Here is a 14,660-nt window from a genome sequence, read left to right as displayed (position 1 = left end):
TTTACATAGGGTTGCAACACCTCAATTAAGGCTTCATTGTCTGATGTTTGAGCCGTCTCCCAAACCATTTGGAGTGTGGAATCGTTAACGCCAGCCGCCAGTAATTGTTCAACCGTTGTCAGATCGCTAAACCCAATGGCCCATAAGAGAATGGGCTCCCCTCGCCAACTAACGTTAGGGTCAGCCCCATTGTCCAGCAGACGTTGAATGATCTCTGGCTGATCATTTGCGATCGCATTCACCAGGGGCGTCATCCCCCTCCACTGATTACCAACAATATTCACATTGGCCCCTTGCTCAATCAGTTGTTGTACCTTGGCAAGATCATTCTCATTAATGGCTTGGTGTAGTTTAGTTTGCCCCTGCTTATCTAGCGCATTAACGCGACGATCAGCAGTCATTTTCTGCCGAATTTCTCCATTATCCCAGCCCGTCAGCATCGCCAGATTCTCAGCAGCTTGAGCCATGGTACGTTGATAGCGCCAGCGGGATATACAAACGGCAGATCCAAGCGGCCGTCTAATCACATATCTCGCCTGAAAGTCCACACCCGCCCATTCCGGGAACGAACGTCCTGCAATTCCAGGCTTTTCTGCCAGTTTCTCAAGGGTGACTTCTTGGAAGCGTAAATCTTCTGGAAAGGTGTCTGAGTTGTAGCGCACATGCAATCGAGTGATCCAGGTTTCAGGAAACTCCTCACTCCACCATACGCCCATGTCCTTTAGATCCTCTTCTGTTGGCAGTTCTTCAGGGGCCACTGCACAGGGATCACACTTAATATTTTCACCAAATATGCGGGTGGCATACTCCAAAAACACAGCATTGGCATATTTTTCATGGGTGCGTTGAAACATTGTTTCGTAAAAGTCGCCAAATTCGCTTTGAACAAAGGCTGGCAACTCATGACCAGACGGCCAACGGGGTTTAGATTCTGCATCGGTCGGCACAGGCAGCGTCTGATAATTAGCTATTTCAGCGTAGGCAGTAGGCGATAAAACATGAATAATCAAATCCTGGTCGCCCTTGGCGTTCAGAGTCCCCAAACGAATGGGTAGCATAAACTCGTCCGATTCGTAGTCCAAGACAATGGGACGTAAAAATTGTCCTCCCACTTTTTGAAATTCTCCTAGATTGACCCGCACCACAAAGAATTTCATCTCTGCATCAATGTAGGATTGCAACATTGTAGTTGCATCTGAGCTCACCTGATAATCGTTCTGTTGCAACCAGGTCACCAGGTCATCTGACTCATTAGCACTTAAAATAACAACATCATATTCTCCAACCGTAAACTCATCTTCAACGGTGACAGCGGGCATAGACTGGGTAATGGTTCGATTAGGCCCCCCTGCTTTATTCGCCTGATTGAGAAAGGAGGGTACAGCAGCCACAGCCAGAAGCGTCAGGAACAACAGTGCGATTGCCAGTGCCAGTTTGTTCAGTCTGGGCCAGATCCATGAGAGCAAAAAGAATACAATGATCGGACTAGCCAAAAAGACGATAACTCGATACCAATCGTATTCTTGTTGGCAGGGATGATCAAAATATTGAGCCAATCGCGGTGCCGTAAACGCACCCAACTTTTCTATGAGTGCACCGTCACCGACACTGACTTGATCGCGACTTGGGAGCACCGGAATTGGAACAATTCGGGCAAAGTCTTGAACATCCCCCTGGAAATCATTGGCCATCATAAAGACACTGCGATTTCCACTATGGGCGATGACAACCTGGGAAGCCGTATTTTCTAGAGTACTGTCTGCTTTAGCAACGAAGAACCCGCAGAATGCCTGCACGGGTGCAGCCATGGCAATACAGAGGCAAACGGTGACCAAAACAATCCCTAAGGGTTTCAGCCACCGGATACAGATTGTAAACAAGCGCACGAACCATGACGATGACATTTAGTGAAAAATGGCGAGTCAGCTACGTCCACTTTGCCCAAGTGAACGGGAGAACTTATCAAGCTCAGGCACACGGCAAGTGTGGCTGCAGGCTAAGAAAATCCTTGACAAAAAGGACACTAGAACAGGGTATCAATTTAGGGCGGGACGTTGTTCCAAAGATAGAAGTTTAGTTTTCATAGTACGTATGGGTTTCTAAATCACATACGTTAATGCCATATTTTTCCAGTTTGTCACCATCGGAAAATACGGCCAGAAAGTCATAGATACAGCCACGGTCACCGGACAGGGTAATAATAGTCCAATCGCCATTTTCTCGAACCGCCTCATTCCCCAGGAGATCGCCCTCCCAATCGTTAGCCACCTGGGGCGAAGCATAAAACTCCAGCATGTCGACGGACGTATCGTTGACCAGTGTAAACGCATATTCATCAGCATTGGCCCACGCCGGTGTGGCTGACGAGAGGGCTGCTAAAACTGTTAATGGACAGGCCAGAACCCTTGGGAGAGCAACAGACTGGGAGAAACGGAGCAGACTCATGTTAGTTCAACTCTGAAACGTTAATCACACAATGTCCCTATTCAACCTAGCATCGACTTAAGCGCTTTGAAGCTATAGGGCAGGAGCCTTTGTCAAAGCTTCAAGGTAGATTTCTCAGCACGTCTATCCAAGCATTAAGGACAGGATTGTTAGCTTTATTAAGCCGTTTATGCCGGTTTGAGAAGTGGCATAAAAATTATGTCATTTTTTGCTATCCCGTATCCGTATATGGGCTAGGGCGCGATACATAACTGAGAGGGCCTACATTGGCTCCATTACTAGGTATTCCTAACCTGTATCTATCGATTGCCACGTTTCAGTGGACTCCGGATATGATGATTCCTTCAGTTTATTGCTACTCTGTTATACGTAAGTCTAAATGGCTAAGTTAAACGCTAAAATTCTCAAGCTCAGCGGGCACCTAAATTAACTCTAACGATTGGCAGGGCCTCCTACTCAAATACCAATTTCGCCATGACCGCTTCTGATAAAACATTTATTCAACTAGTGCAGAACCTCCCGCTTCAAAGCTCACAGCTTTTGAGGGTTAGCACCTTTGCTGTCGTTGGTCTGTTGAGTACTCAGGCCGTCTTGGCCCAAGCTGAGATGGGGTCGGCCAGTGATTTAGCCACCCCTCAATCTGCCGTTGAAACCCCTCAAGGACAAGTTGCCCCTCCTGTTGCTCCCGCCCCCTTAGTGGTAGAGCCTGTAGCACCCAGCAGCGTTGTGCCTAGCTCCATTGAGGCTCCATCGTCTGGAGCTGTTGATTATGGCACAGTTTTTATTGAGCCAGCGCCAGCGGCTGCCCCCACCCTGGAGTCCTTGAGGACAGGCAGGCAGGCTGAGGTTTCTAACAGTGCCCCTGACGTAGAGGTGATTTCACCCGCTGACTATGGGGCTGGGCTGATTGATACCACATCCTATAGCGTGGGTGCTACGATGCCGGATGTGGTTATTTCTGAACGTTCTAGCGGCTGTGAGTTTTTGTTAGAAGGTCGCAATGGAGTGAGCAATGCTGCCTGTGGCACCGTGGGTCGGTTGGCAGGTGCGATCGCAAACCGTTTAACCCCTGGCCAAGCCCAAGGTGGCTTTGCCGGTTCTGCCATTAATATTCCAGGCCTACCGCTGCCGGGCGGCACAACCGCCGCTGCTCGGGACTATTACAATAGAGCAGCCCAAGCCGTTGTGCAGCTACAGCTGGGTGAAAAATTCATTTTTCCATTGACCGTACCTGCCTCCATATCCTCCCTCTTTGGCTGGCGGATGCACCCTATTTTTGGAGTACAGCGCTTCCACTCAGGGACTGATATTGCCGCCCCCATGGGGACATCCGTTGTTGCTACCCAGTCCGGTCGCGTCACCGTATCAGAATATTTAGGGGGTTACGGTTTAACGGTCATACTACGCCACAACGACAACAGCCTGGAGAGCCGCTATGCCCACCTGGCACAGATTTTAGTGCAGCCCGGTGAATGGGTAGAACAAGGTGAAGTGATTGGTTTGGTGGGTAGCACAGGTAACTCCACGGGGCCACACCTACACTTTGAGCTGCGCCAACTCACCAGCAATGGTTGGGTTGTGCTAAATCCAGACTCACTGGTTAAGCAAACGTTAGGCACCCTGGCGCAGGCCCTGGGTAATTCGTCGTTGCTAACCTTCTCAGGGGCTTCCACCCTTCAGCCCATTAGCGGAGAGGCTGTAGCCGACTTACCGTTCCGCCCAGCCCAGCCCCTCGCCAATTAGCCAATTAATCAGTACGCATTAGCTGCGACCGCACATAAGCTGCGCCCGCATCTCCTTAAAACACAAACACGTTGCCGTTGGCCTCAACGGTCAGGTTACTGACATCCGCATCTAAATCATTGGTGGGGCGGATAATTATATCTAAGACACCGGTCGTTTCATCAAAGTTGATGGCCGTTTGTAGTAAGCCCACCCCCGTCTGGCGATCTTTCGGAATATCTTCGTAAAAGAACGTCAGGGTGGCTGGGGTGTTTATCTGTTGCAAGGTGATGTCTGCTGTTGGTGTGAGGCGGCGAGGCTGAGTATCCCCCAATGCTTCATAGGTAATGGTGTCCGTTGTTTGATTTACCAGGCGAATGTTGATGCCGTCTTGAGCCACCGGCACTGTGGTCACAGGATCTCCCAGGGCTGGTGCCTGGGCCACCAGGGGAGTTGGATAAGCCGCGCATAGGACTAGCGTTGTTAAAACAGAGAGTGAAAGGGGCGTCCACTTCTTAATGTTCATCATTTTTTTTCGAACTGTAGTAAATATATAGCTTGAGCAAAAATAGCTTGGCGCATGTAGTTCACAGCATCAGTGGTTGCTGGAAGCTATGGATGGCAGCAGCTATGGGCACAGCAAACGACTGCATGCAGTTAGCAGTTTGCCATAGGTCTGTAATTTTTGGCCTATAAAGAAATTGTATTGGGCTTTTTAGCCTTTGTGAAAAATAAATGGCGATGATACTTGTCTCTCTGAGGATTTGCGGCCATAGGCTGCCGATGACGCCACCTGCCAGGGCTGATCGCCCCTTAACTCCAGTACCCTATGGTGGTACTCCAACAACGATGGCCGGTGTCCCACGCTGACGTAGGCTGTCTCAGTTTCTGCTAGCAATTGATAGAGATGCCGCTCATTTTCAATATCTAAAGCACTGGTGGCCTCATCTAACATGACGTATCGGGGCTGAGAGAGTAGCACCCGGGCAAAGGCCAACCGTTGCTGTTGTCCTAACGATAAAACACTGAGCCAATCGTGAATTGTATCGAGACCGCCAAACCGCTCGGGTAAACCGCCCAAATTTACCTGCTCTAACACGTTTAGCAGCGTCACCTCTGGGTGCTGATAGTTATGGGGATAGGTCAACTGCTCTCGCAGGGTGCCCAACAGCATGTAAGGTCGCTGGGGCAAAAACAACATATCTCGCACCTCTGGCCGTAGGATCTGACCCTGGCCGTTGGTCCATAACCCTGCGATCGCACGCAATAAGGAGCTTTTACCACAACCGCTTGCCCCCACAATCAGTAGGCGGTCGTTTGCCCCTACCTGTAGAGACAAATCTTGGACCAGGGTCTGGCTAGAATTGGGTGTCAAAATCGTCAGCTTTTCCAACGTCAATTGAGCATCAATATGCGTCTGAATCTCACTGCGATGTTCGTGCTGATGGGCAATATAGGGCTGCTCCATGTGCCCATAGAAAGCCCCAAGCCGATTGATGCTGGCGGCAAATTCGGCAATCTCGTCAATACGGTTAGTAATTAGCGACAGCGCCCGCAGCACCTGATTAAAGGCAATAGCTGCCTGGGTGAAGGTGCCAAAATCGGTTTCCCCTGCAAAATACAACGGCGCAACAATCACATAGGGAACAATCCGGGTGAAATAGTTGTATCCATACTGGAATATGTCAATTAAGGATTGCCAAATAATCAACAAGTCAAAGTTACGGACGGCTGTGAGCAGACGCTGGGTGACCTGTTCTCTCTCTAGTTGCTCACCCCGATAAAAGGCAATGGATTCAGCATTGTCTCGCACATGCACCATGCTGTAGCGAAAGTCGGCTTCAAGGCGGAGCTGATCGTAGTTGATTTTGATCAGGCGACGACCGGTGAGGGCTGCGATCGCAGTTCCCACAATGGCATACACCAGTAGCCCAATGGTCAGCGGCTTAGAAATGGTATAGAGAATGGTAGTAAAAGCAACTAGCGTCAGCACCGAGTCTAAAATATCGAGCAAAAACGATAACGTAACCGCTGTAAACGACTTAATATCCTGGGTAATCCGCTGATCTGGGTTATCAATTTCCGTATTGGCGGCATTCGAATCTAACTCATAGTAAGCACGATTGCTAAAATAACGCTCCAAGAAATGTTCCGTTAACCACATACGCCAGCGCAATGCCAGCTTCAGGCGTACATAGCGGTACAACACAATAATTGGAATAACCGCCACAATAATCACGCCATATACAGACAGAAATTGCCAAAACGTATTGGCATCCTGCTGATTTAGGGCATTTTCTACAAATCTAAAAACATAGCTAATGGAGACATTGATGCCGTTGACTATAAACGACAACAATAATAAAAGACCGAGCAAACTCCATTGGGACCATCGCTGTTGCAAGCCGCGCCTCAACCGATACGCAACTGCACCCCCTATGGCTAGAGTTGCCACGGCCCCATAGGGCATCCAAGACAACAATAACGCCATCACTTGCGCCACCAGTTGTCCAGCCAAAGTAGTAAAAAAGTCAGGAAATAGCGCTCTGCCCAGTAAAGTCAAACCGACTGTGAGCCAAAACGCAACAGCGACTACAACGAATAACAACAATAATAATAGCCCCAGATAGACTCTAGTTTGTCTGGGGCCAGTGGGATAAAAATAGGGTTGGGCAATGGCCACAAATCGTTCCCACAGTTGGCGGTTAAACTGAAAGCGACTGGGGGTGGCACCCAGTGACAATGAAGATGACGATGGGTCTTGCATGTTAGCAATCTAGTAACAAGGTGCTCCAAAGGATGGCAGAGTTATCTGAAGAATTTCTGACAAAATGCTGAGATAACTGTAAATACTGCTTTAAAATGGCTGAGTTTATCCGGTGACAAGGGTCACTACCAAGGATGATTTCTATGAGAAGAGTCTCAGCAAACCTATGCCATTTTGTCATTCACTTCTAAGCAACCATTAAAACTACAGCGATGGAGCCTGGATAAAGTAATACCCATGAAAGGAAAAGCGTTCATTGTGTTTCTCCTTTCACAGCTCGTAACTGTCCTAATTTTTTTGAGGCATGCACCATGACAGATCAAACTAAGAACACCCAGGCCGATGAGCAAATCTCTGATGAGCAGCTGACAGATGTTTCTGGTGGCAACAGCGTACATCAAAGACGCTTAGAGCATTTGGATAACCAGTCTAAGAGTGTTAAAGATATCCAGGAGACTCGCCTGGAGCACCTAGACAATCAAAGCAAATAGAGACAAGTAAACGGTTTGAATAAAACCTAAATGGTTGATGTAGGGGCTCCCCTTGTGGGTGCCCTTTTGTTATTCAGATACCTTGTTATCTCTATATAAATCCACCATGCCCAAAGATATTCAAAATGGTCAACATAATACTGAATCTATACAGAAAACGTAGGGGCTCCCCTTGTGGGTGCCCTGGACAACCTATGCCATAATCCAGCATCCCTATCAAATCTATCCTGCAATAATGTTACCCATAGCGGATCGATATTAGGCGACAATGATCGCAGGGCAGGTACAAGGCCAGCCCCTACAGAAAAAATCACGTTGGGACATATTGTTGGCGCATTCAAATCCATTACGACCCACGGTTATATTACCGGGGTACATCACCAGGATTGGGAACCTTTCCATCAACGCCTGTGGCAACGAAATTATTACGAACACATTATCCGTGACAACGAGGCGCTACAAACACTGCGACACTATATTGTACTGAATCCTAAAACTTGGAAAAACGATCAGCTCTATCCTATCGTGGAGACCTCATGGTGATGTTTTCCACATCTGTCTCCTCTATTTCTATGCCGAAAATACATGCTTGCGGCGACCGATTAGCTGGTAAAGCCGCCAGCTGAAGAGGATAGCCACGGCTGCGATCGCAACCGACTGTCCGATCCATAGTCCCCGACTGCCCATCCCAAACTGGAAGCCAAGCACATAGCCCACCGATAGCCCAACGCCCCAGTAGCCCAGCATATTCAGCAGCATGGGTACTTGAGTATCCTGGAGACCTTGCAGAGAACCGTAGATAGCTTTCTGATTGAAACTTGCGTATTTATCAGAATCTTGCGGCCAATTTTTGAAAAAGTCTTAAACGTCTTATGGCAAAGGCAACTCAGCATAACAGTAGCCCTCTGAGCAGCTCTGGACCTAAACCGATTGCTTCGAGCCAAACCCTGGGCTGGTAGCCGTTATTGGTGGAAGAATTTCAGGAACCGTCCGGTGGCACAGACCTGCTAGAAGGGGAACGACATGCTATTGCCCTCTGCTTGGCCCCCCGCCCCCACCGTATTCATCAGGTGGTGGGCGACCGCCGGTATACGGGGCTCTATGCCAAAGGAGACATTTCTATTATCCCAGCTCAGATCCCAGCGTCCTATCGAGCTGAGGGGGACGATCACTATTTTCATGTGCAAATTCCGGCACAGTTTCTGCAGTTCGTGGCCCAATCTGTCGTAGAGCTTGACCCAGCTCGATTGGAACTCCGCACAGTATTTTGTATGCGCGATCCTCAGCTTGAACAAGTTTTGATGCTGTTACGTAGCGAGATGCATAAGGGTGATGGCTGGGTGGGGCAACTTTATGTGGAATCGCTGGCGAATGTGTTAGCGATCAATTTGCTCCGTGAGTATTCTGCTGATCAGCCTCGCGTTGCTTTGTATAAGGGAGACTTAGGCGATCGCAAGATTTTGCAAATTTCAGACTACATTCAGGCTCATCTCGATCGGTCGATTCAATTGGCAGACCTGGCTGAGGTAGCCGGTATGAGTCAGTTTCACTTCAGCCGCTTGTTTAAGCAGTCGATGGGCATCACCCCCCATCAGTATATGCTTAAGCAGCGGGTAGAGCAGGCTCAACAGTTATTAAAAGGAACAAAACTTGCGATCGCAGAAATTGCCTTGCAATGTGGGTTCAATAGCCAAAGTCACTTGACCAAACATTTTCGAGAAGCTACTGGAATAACTCCTGGGCACCTCGATTAATTCAAAAATAGAGTCTCAATATGAGATCATGGTTACGGATTAGGGTTGACAGGGAGACTTCTGATGGGACAACAAGGATTTTGGGATTTTGAGATCCGTCATCAAAAGCTGGAATCAAAAAAAGACCTGTTGACCTGCCTGGACGAGCTGATTCCGTGGGATGAGTTTCGACCGCTGTTAGAAAGCGTGTATGTCAAATCCCGTAAGCGTAAAGCAGGTCGTCGCCCGATAGATGTCATCCTCATGTTTAAGTTGTTAATCCTGCAACAGCTCTACAACATTGGTGACGATGAGCTGGAATACCAAGTGAATGACCGGTTGTCATTTATGCGATTTCTACATCTGGGCCTGGAAGATGCGGTGCCAGACGCGAAAACGGTGTGGTCATTTCGGGAGCGCTTACGCCAGGCCGAGTTAGTGGAAGGACTATTTGAGCAGTTTGGGGCCTATCTGAAGGCAACGGGCTACCAAGCCCAATGTGGTCAAATCGTCGATGCCACCTTAGTGCCAGTGCCTAAACAACGGAATAGTCGAGACGATAATGCCGAGGTCAAAGCAGGCAAGGTGCCTGAGGATTGGCAGGACAAGCCTCATAAGCTATCCCAAAAGGATGTGGAGGCTCGTTGGACCAAAAAGAATGGCACGTCTCATTACGGGTATAAAAACCATATCAATCGGGATGCGGGGCATGGGTTTATTCGTCGGTATACGGTCACCGATGCCTCGGTTCATGATTCTCAGGTATTGGGTCAACTGCTAGATGCGGACAATTCTGATGATGAGATTTGGGCCGATAGCGCCTATCTCTCGATAGCGATTGTCACCGTGTTAGAGATGATGGGTTTTGAGAGCCATATTAACGAACGAGCCTATCGCAATCGCCCCCTAACAGAGGTGCAGATAGCGGACAATCGTGAGCGTTCAAAAACCCGGGCCAAGGTTGAACATGTATTTGGGTCGATGGTCAATGAGATGGGGGGCAAAGTTGTTCGCACCATTGGGTTAGCCAGGGCCAAAACCATGCTCGGCCTCAAAAACTTGACCTACAATCTCAAGCGGTATGTCTTCTGGCAAAAACAAGACATGGCTGAAGTATTTGCCTAAAGGATGGGATATTCAGCTCTAAAACGGACACAATGCATGGGGGGTGTTTATTTCATATTCTGATTTCCAGAAACAAGGCTGGATAACAGTCTTATTTGAGACTCGATTCCTCAAAAAATCAATAAATAGAGGTGCCCTAAACAGGCCAGGCATCATCGAGCCGCAGAGATGCTGAAGCAGGTTGGGCTAGAAGAGAGGACCGATTACTATCCTGCTGATTTATCGGGTGGACAAAAACAACGAGTTGCGATCGCGCGTGCGCTAGTCAGCCATCCTAAGATCCTGTTGGCTGATGAACCGACAGCTGCCTTAGATAAGAAATCAGGCCGAGATGTGGTAGACATTATGCACAACTTAGCTAAAGAGCAGGGCTGTACGATTTTACTAGTCACCCACGACAATCGTATTTTAGACATTGCCGACCGTATCATTTACATGGAAGATGGACGTTTGTCGACGCAAGATTCAGGATAGTAGGACCTTGTATCTGTCCTATGTTTTCTAACAGCTTTGCCCTCACAGGTCTGTTATTTCCTCTGCAATATATTCTTTGCCAATGTGCTGATACTCGGCCAAGGTAAACGCATCTACTTGAATAGCATCCAGCTGTGCCTGTTCTGCAGTTGTCGCCAGGTCAGATTCTGCGCCTGTAATCAGCCCAGCTCGCAGTGCCGCTTCCACACGACCTACAGGTGGTGTAATCTTCAGCTGACCATTGCGTAGTGCCGTTTTGATTTTTTTAAAGATTGGCATTGCCACAATGGAAAGCTGGTAAGCACGCTCTAGTCGACCGAGTGCCTGCTCTGCATCAATGGGTACATACAATCCTTTAGTAATGTGCTTGCGTCCATCAGGAGACTGCAGTAATTGAGCTACAGCATGACCTTGGGCATCGGTAGGAATCACACCAATGGGGTTTAACCGGAACCAGGGTAACGTTGTGGCTCGCATCAGACCACCCAAAACAGGAATCTTCAGATTTACCAATAGTCCTTCTAATGCTTGCTGAATCTGCCCAAGGCTATGGTGCATCGCCCAGTGAACCAGGGGTAAATCGTCTTCACGACGCCCTTCTGCCTCAAACCGTCTGAGTGTGGCTGTCGCTAAATACATCCAAGAAAGCATATCGGCAAAACGACCTGTAATTTTCTCGTGACGCTTGAGTCGACCACCGTAGGTGAGCATGGCAAGATCCGATAGAGCTGCAAATGTGGCCGAAGCCCAAGCCAACTTTTGATAATATCTCGCCGTTTCTCCTCGAGCGGGAGGTTTCACCCCATGGCCATGGGTCCAACCCAAGACTTTTGCACGGGTGAGATTTCGTAAAACAAGCCCCACATGTTGCCAAAATGCATGGTCAAAGGCTGCAATGTTGTTGTCTTCTAAAGCGTCAATTTCATTGACAATATAACCATGACAACGGATCGCTCCTTGACCATAAATCATCAAACTGCGGGTGATAATATTCGCTCCTTCAACCGTAATGGGAATCGGTGTTGCTGTATAAATATTGGCCAACAGATTGCGAGGTCCGCGACAGATTCCAGCACCACCGAGAATGTCCATGCCGTCATTGATAATGTGGCGGGACAGCTCAGTAAACTGATACTTAGCAATGGCAGAGACCACTGCAGGCTGTTCGCCTTGGTCCACAGCACCGCAGGTATACAGACGCGCCGCATCCATCAAATAGGTGAGACCACCAATGCGAGCCAGGGGGTCTTCCACACCCTCAAATTTGCCGATGGATAACCCAAACTGTTCGCGCACAACACTGTAGGCACTGGTTACCCGCGAGACGAGCTTGGCTATACCAGTACAGGTGGCTGGGAAGCTGATACCACGACCAGCAGCAAGACTCTGCATCAGCATTGCCCAACCCTGGCCAGCGCGCTCAACACCACCAATAATCTGACTCGCAGGCAAGACTACATTACGACCAGAAATTGGAGAGTTATAGAAGGGTACACCCATGGGGTCATGACGATGGCTCAGTTGCACGCCCGGAGTATTTGCAGGAACTAGGACACAGGTAATGCCGACATCGACTCCTTTGCCTAGGAGATTATCGGGGTCACGGAGACGAACAGCTAAGCCAATGAGGGTGGCGATCGCACCCAGCGTAATGTATCGCTTCTGCCAGTTCAACCGCAAATATAGCTCACCATCTTTACCCTTAAACACCGTACCGCCAGACTGCAGACTTGCTGCATCCGAACCAGCCGTTGGTTCCGTTAGGGCAAAGCAAGGCATTTCTTCGCCCATGGCGAGTTTTGGCAAATAGCGCTGCTTTTGCTCGTTAGTCCCATAGCGCAGCAGCAGCTTGGCTGGCCCTAAAGAGTTCGTCACGCCTACCGTCGCTGTGTAGGTAAATGAGCGCGATGCTAGCTTGGTCATGATCGCACTATAGGCTGTATTCGAAAACCCCAAACCGCCATACTCTGACGGAATCATCATGCCAAAGAAGCGTTCTTTTCTTAGATAAGCCCACACATCATCGGGGAAATCTTTGCGCTGATGGATCTCCCAGTCCGTGGCCATGCGGCACACCTGTTCCACAGGGCCATCAATAAACACTTGTTCATGGGGACTCAGTGTCGGGTAAGGCTCTGCCAAAATCCGCTTAAAGTTGGGTTTACCAGAAAACAGTTCGCCATCTACCCAGACCGTACCTGCTTCGATAGCCGCGCGTTCTGTTTCTGAAATTGCTGGCAACAACTTAAAGAGTCGGATTGTTTTAGCAATGGGTGCCGTAATCACTACTTGACGGATAAATGGCACATTAAAAATAATGGCCAATAGGCCAAATAGAATCCATAGCCATAAAGGCACATGGACGATAGCGAGTACCAATGCTGCGTAGGCAAACCAAGCCAGCATCGGCACATTAATGTAGGCCAGAACAACAAATAGTCCAAGCAATCCAACAATTAAACCAACGATCAAGAGAGTCATAGTATTTACCCCTTGTGTCACAACTGGACTAGGGCATGAAGAAGAATCTGTATTTTTGTTGAAGTCTAATTGACAACAAACGCTGCCTTGCGCTTTCCAAGCCTAGTCTCGTTTTGTCACTCTCTATGAATTAGAGCAACAAATTTTCAAACACTCCAGCGGCACCCATGCCACCCCCAACACACATGGTGACCATGCCATAACGGATGTGGCGACGTTGCATTTCATGGAGCAATGTTGCAGTAAGTTTCGCACCGCTACAGCCGAGGGGATGGCCGAGTGCGATCGCACCGCCATTCACATTGATTATGTCCTCGTTAAGTCCCAACTTACGAATGACCGCCAGACTTTGGGCTGCAAACGCCTCGTTAAGTTCAATTAGGCCAATGTCATCCAGACTTAGCCCCACCTGCTTCAGCACTTTAGGCACCGCTTCCACCGGCCCAATTCCCATAATCTGCGGCGGTACACCGGCAACCGCAAAACCCAACAGTCGCGCCATCGGCGTAAGGTTCAATTCCTGTACCTGGCGAGCACTCATCAGAATCGTGGCGGCAGCCCCATCCGACATTTGGGAGGAGTTACCGGCTGTGACGCTGCCCCCACGCCGAAATACAGGTGGCAATAATGCCAAAGCCTCCAGGCTGGTATCAGATCTGTAACCTTCATCCACTTGGAATTGAGTTGTTTGGGTGTGGACATCACCATTTTGGTAGACCGTGTCAGTGACGGTCAGGGGGATGATTTCATTGGTAAAGTTACCAGTCTTGATGGCTTTGATGGCGTTTTGGTGCGATCGCAGTGCAAATACATCTTGATCCGCCCGTGAAATCTCAAACTGCTTTGCCACATTCTCCGCTGTGAGCCCCATAGAGGTATATACCTGGGGTGTTTCAGCCATCATGGCTGGGTTAGGGCTCCAGCGGTCCCCACCCATGGGAATCAAGCTCATGGACTCCACGCCTCCAGCCACCATCACATCCGCCTGCCCAAAGCTAATCGCCTGGTGTGCCATAGCAATTGTCTGTAACCCTGACGAGCACAGCCGATTAATCGTCATGCCCGGTACTGATGAGGGTAGGCCAGCCCGGTGCGCCACCACCCGACCCAGGTTATAGCCCTGCTCTGCCTCGGGCATGGCACAGCCCATGATTACATCTTCGATTTGGTCTGGTTGTAAGCTGGGGAGTCTTGCGATCGCGCCGCGTACAACTGCTGCCCCCATGTCATCGGGCCGCATATGCCGTAGAGTACCGCGCGGAGCCTTACCAACGGCTGTACGTACGCTCGCAACAATGTAAGTATCTTGCATGATATTCTCCAGGTAATGAGCAACAGGCCATAGGGACAATGGACAACGTAGGTTGGGTTGATCCACAAGACTCTAAACCTTCAACACAGTGCCCAAGACGAAACCCAACC

12 protein-coding genes and 1 pseudogene are annotated in these 14,660 nt (G+C 49.2%); 6 read left to right on the top strand and 7 right to left on the bottom strand.

What is annotated here, in order from left to right; genetic code table 11:
• Positions 1–1,808: DUF2330 domain-containing protein (locus tag DXZ20_RS07790; RefSeq protein WP_250565673.1), on the bottom strand; the 1,808-nt coding region annotated here is incomplete at its 3' end.
• 265 nt (positions 1,809–2,073) lie between these two features.
• A complete protein-coding gene (locus tag DXZ20_RS07785) occupies positions 2,074–2,445 on the bottom strand; it encodes a hypothetical protein (protein WP_163668269.1) in 372 nt (123 codons plus the stop codon).
• A 474-nt stretch (positions 2,446–2,919) separates the two neighbouring features.
• Here DXZ20_RS07785 and DXZ20_RS07780 point away from each other — a divergent pair, with 474 nt between their 5' ends.
• The gene (locus DXZ20_RS07780) at positions 2,920–4,188 is read left to right on the top strand and encodes a M23 family metallopeptidase (RefSeq protein WP_163697479.1); all 1,269 of its coding nucleotides are present in this window, start codon (positions 2,920–2,922) and stop codon (positions 4,186–4,188) included.
• A gap of 55 nt (positions 4,189–4,243) precedes the next feature.
• Here DXZ20_RS07780 and DXZ20_RS07775 read toward each other — a convergent pair whose 3' ends face one another.
• Complete coding sequence (locus tag DXZ20_RS07775) at positions 4,244–4,696, bottom strand: hypothetical protein (protein WP_163697477.1); 453 nt, start codon at positions 4,694–4,696, stop codon at positions 4,244–4,246.
• A 186-nt stretch (positions 4,697–4,882) separates the two neighbouring features.
• Positions 4,883–6,934 (bottom strand): ABC transporter ATP-binding protein/permease, encoded by a 2,052-nt coding sequence (locus DXZ20_RS07770; protein ID WP_163697475.1) that lies wholly within the window; start codon positions 6,932–6,934, stop codon positions 4,883–4,885.
• Positions 6,935–7,245: 311 nt separating this feature from the next.
• Here DXZ20_RS07770 and DXZ20_RS07765 point away from each other — a divergent pair, with 311 nt between their 5' ends.
• Together DXZ20_RS07765 and DXZ20_RS07760 are read left to right on the top strand one after the other, a co-directional pair.
• Positions 7,246–7,425 carry a hypothetical protein gene (locus DXZ20_RS07765; protein ID WP_163668277.1) on the top strand — a complete coding sequence of 60 codons (180 nt, stop codon included), beginning with the start codon at positions 7,246–7,248 and terminating at the stop codon, positions 7,423–7,425.
• A gap of 174 nt (positions 7,426–7,599) precedes the next feature.
• Entirely contained in the window at positions 7,600–7,968 is a 369-nt protein-coding gene (locus DXZ20_RS07760) for a transposase (RefSeq protein ID WP_163697472.1), read from the top strand.
• Between the two features lie 27 nt (positions 7,969–7,995).
• On the opposite strand, the gene DXZ20_RS07755 is transcribed toward DXZ20_RS07760, so the two are convergent.
• A complete protein-coding gene (locus DXZ20_RS07755; protein WP_250565099.1) occupies positions 7,996–8,184 on the bottom strand; it encodes a hypothetical protein in 189 nt (62 codons plus the stop codon).
• Positions 8,185–8,393: 209 nt separating this feature from the next.
• Between DXZ20_RS07755 and DXZ20_RS07750 the strand changes: the two genes are divergently transcribed.
• The 3 genes and pseudogenes from DXZ20_RS07750 to DXZ20_RS07740 all read left to right on the top strand — a co-directional run.
• On the top strand, positions 8,394–9,179 hold the full coding sequence (locus DXZ20_RS07750; protein ID WP_348918549.1) for an AraC family transcriptional regulator: 786 nt from the start codon (positions 8,394–8,396) through the stop codon (positions 9,177–9,179).
• Positions 9,180–9,242: 63 nt separating this feature from the next.
• Positions 9,243–10,283, top strand: a complete 1,041-nt coding sequence (locus DXZ20_RS07745) for an IS5 family transposase (RefSeq protein ID WP_163696094.1) — start codon at positions 9,243–9,245, stop codon at positions 10,281–10,283.
• A 141-nt stretch (positions 10,284–10,424) separates the two neighbouring features.
• Positions 10,425–10,757 (top strand): annotated as a pseudogene (locus DXZ20_RS07740) (ATP-binding cassette domain-containing protein); the annotation flags it as partial.
• A gap of 42 nt (positions 10,758–10,799) precedes the next feature.
• Here DXZ20_RS07740 and DXZ20_RS07735 read toward each other — a convergent pair.
• Together DXZ20_RS07735 and DXZ20_RS07730 are read right to left on the bottom strand one after the other, a co-directional pair.
• Positions 10,800–13,238 carry an acyl-CoA dehydrogenase gene (locus DXZ20_RS07735; RefSeq protein WP_163697470.1) on the bottom strand — a complete coding sequence of 813 codons (2,439 nt, stop codon included), beginning with the start codon at positions 13,236–13,238 and terminating at the stop codon, positions 10,800–10,802.
• A 130-nt stretch (positions 13,239–13,368) separates the two neighbouring features.
• The gene (locus DXZ20_RS07730) at positions 13,369–14,550 is read right to left on the bottom strand and encodes an acetyl-CoA C-acyltransferase (RefSeq protein ID WP_163697468.1); all 1,182 of its coding nucleotides are present in this window, start codon (positions 14,548–14,550) and stop codon (positions 13,369–13,371) included.
• Positions 14,551–14,660: the final 110 nt, after the last annotated feature.

Source organism: Adonisia turfae CCMR0081, assembly GCF_011009555.1.
In the GTDB taxonomy this organism is placed as follows: Bacteria; Cyanobacteriota; Cyanobacteriia; order Phormidesmidales; family Phormidesmidaceae; genus Leptothoe; species Leptothoe turfae.
Note: the sequence above shows the minus strand (reverse complement) of the source record. Positions and strands in the feature narration are given on the sequence as shown.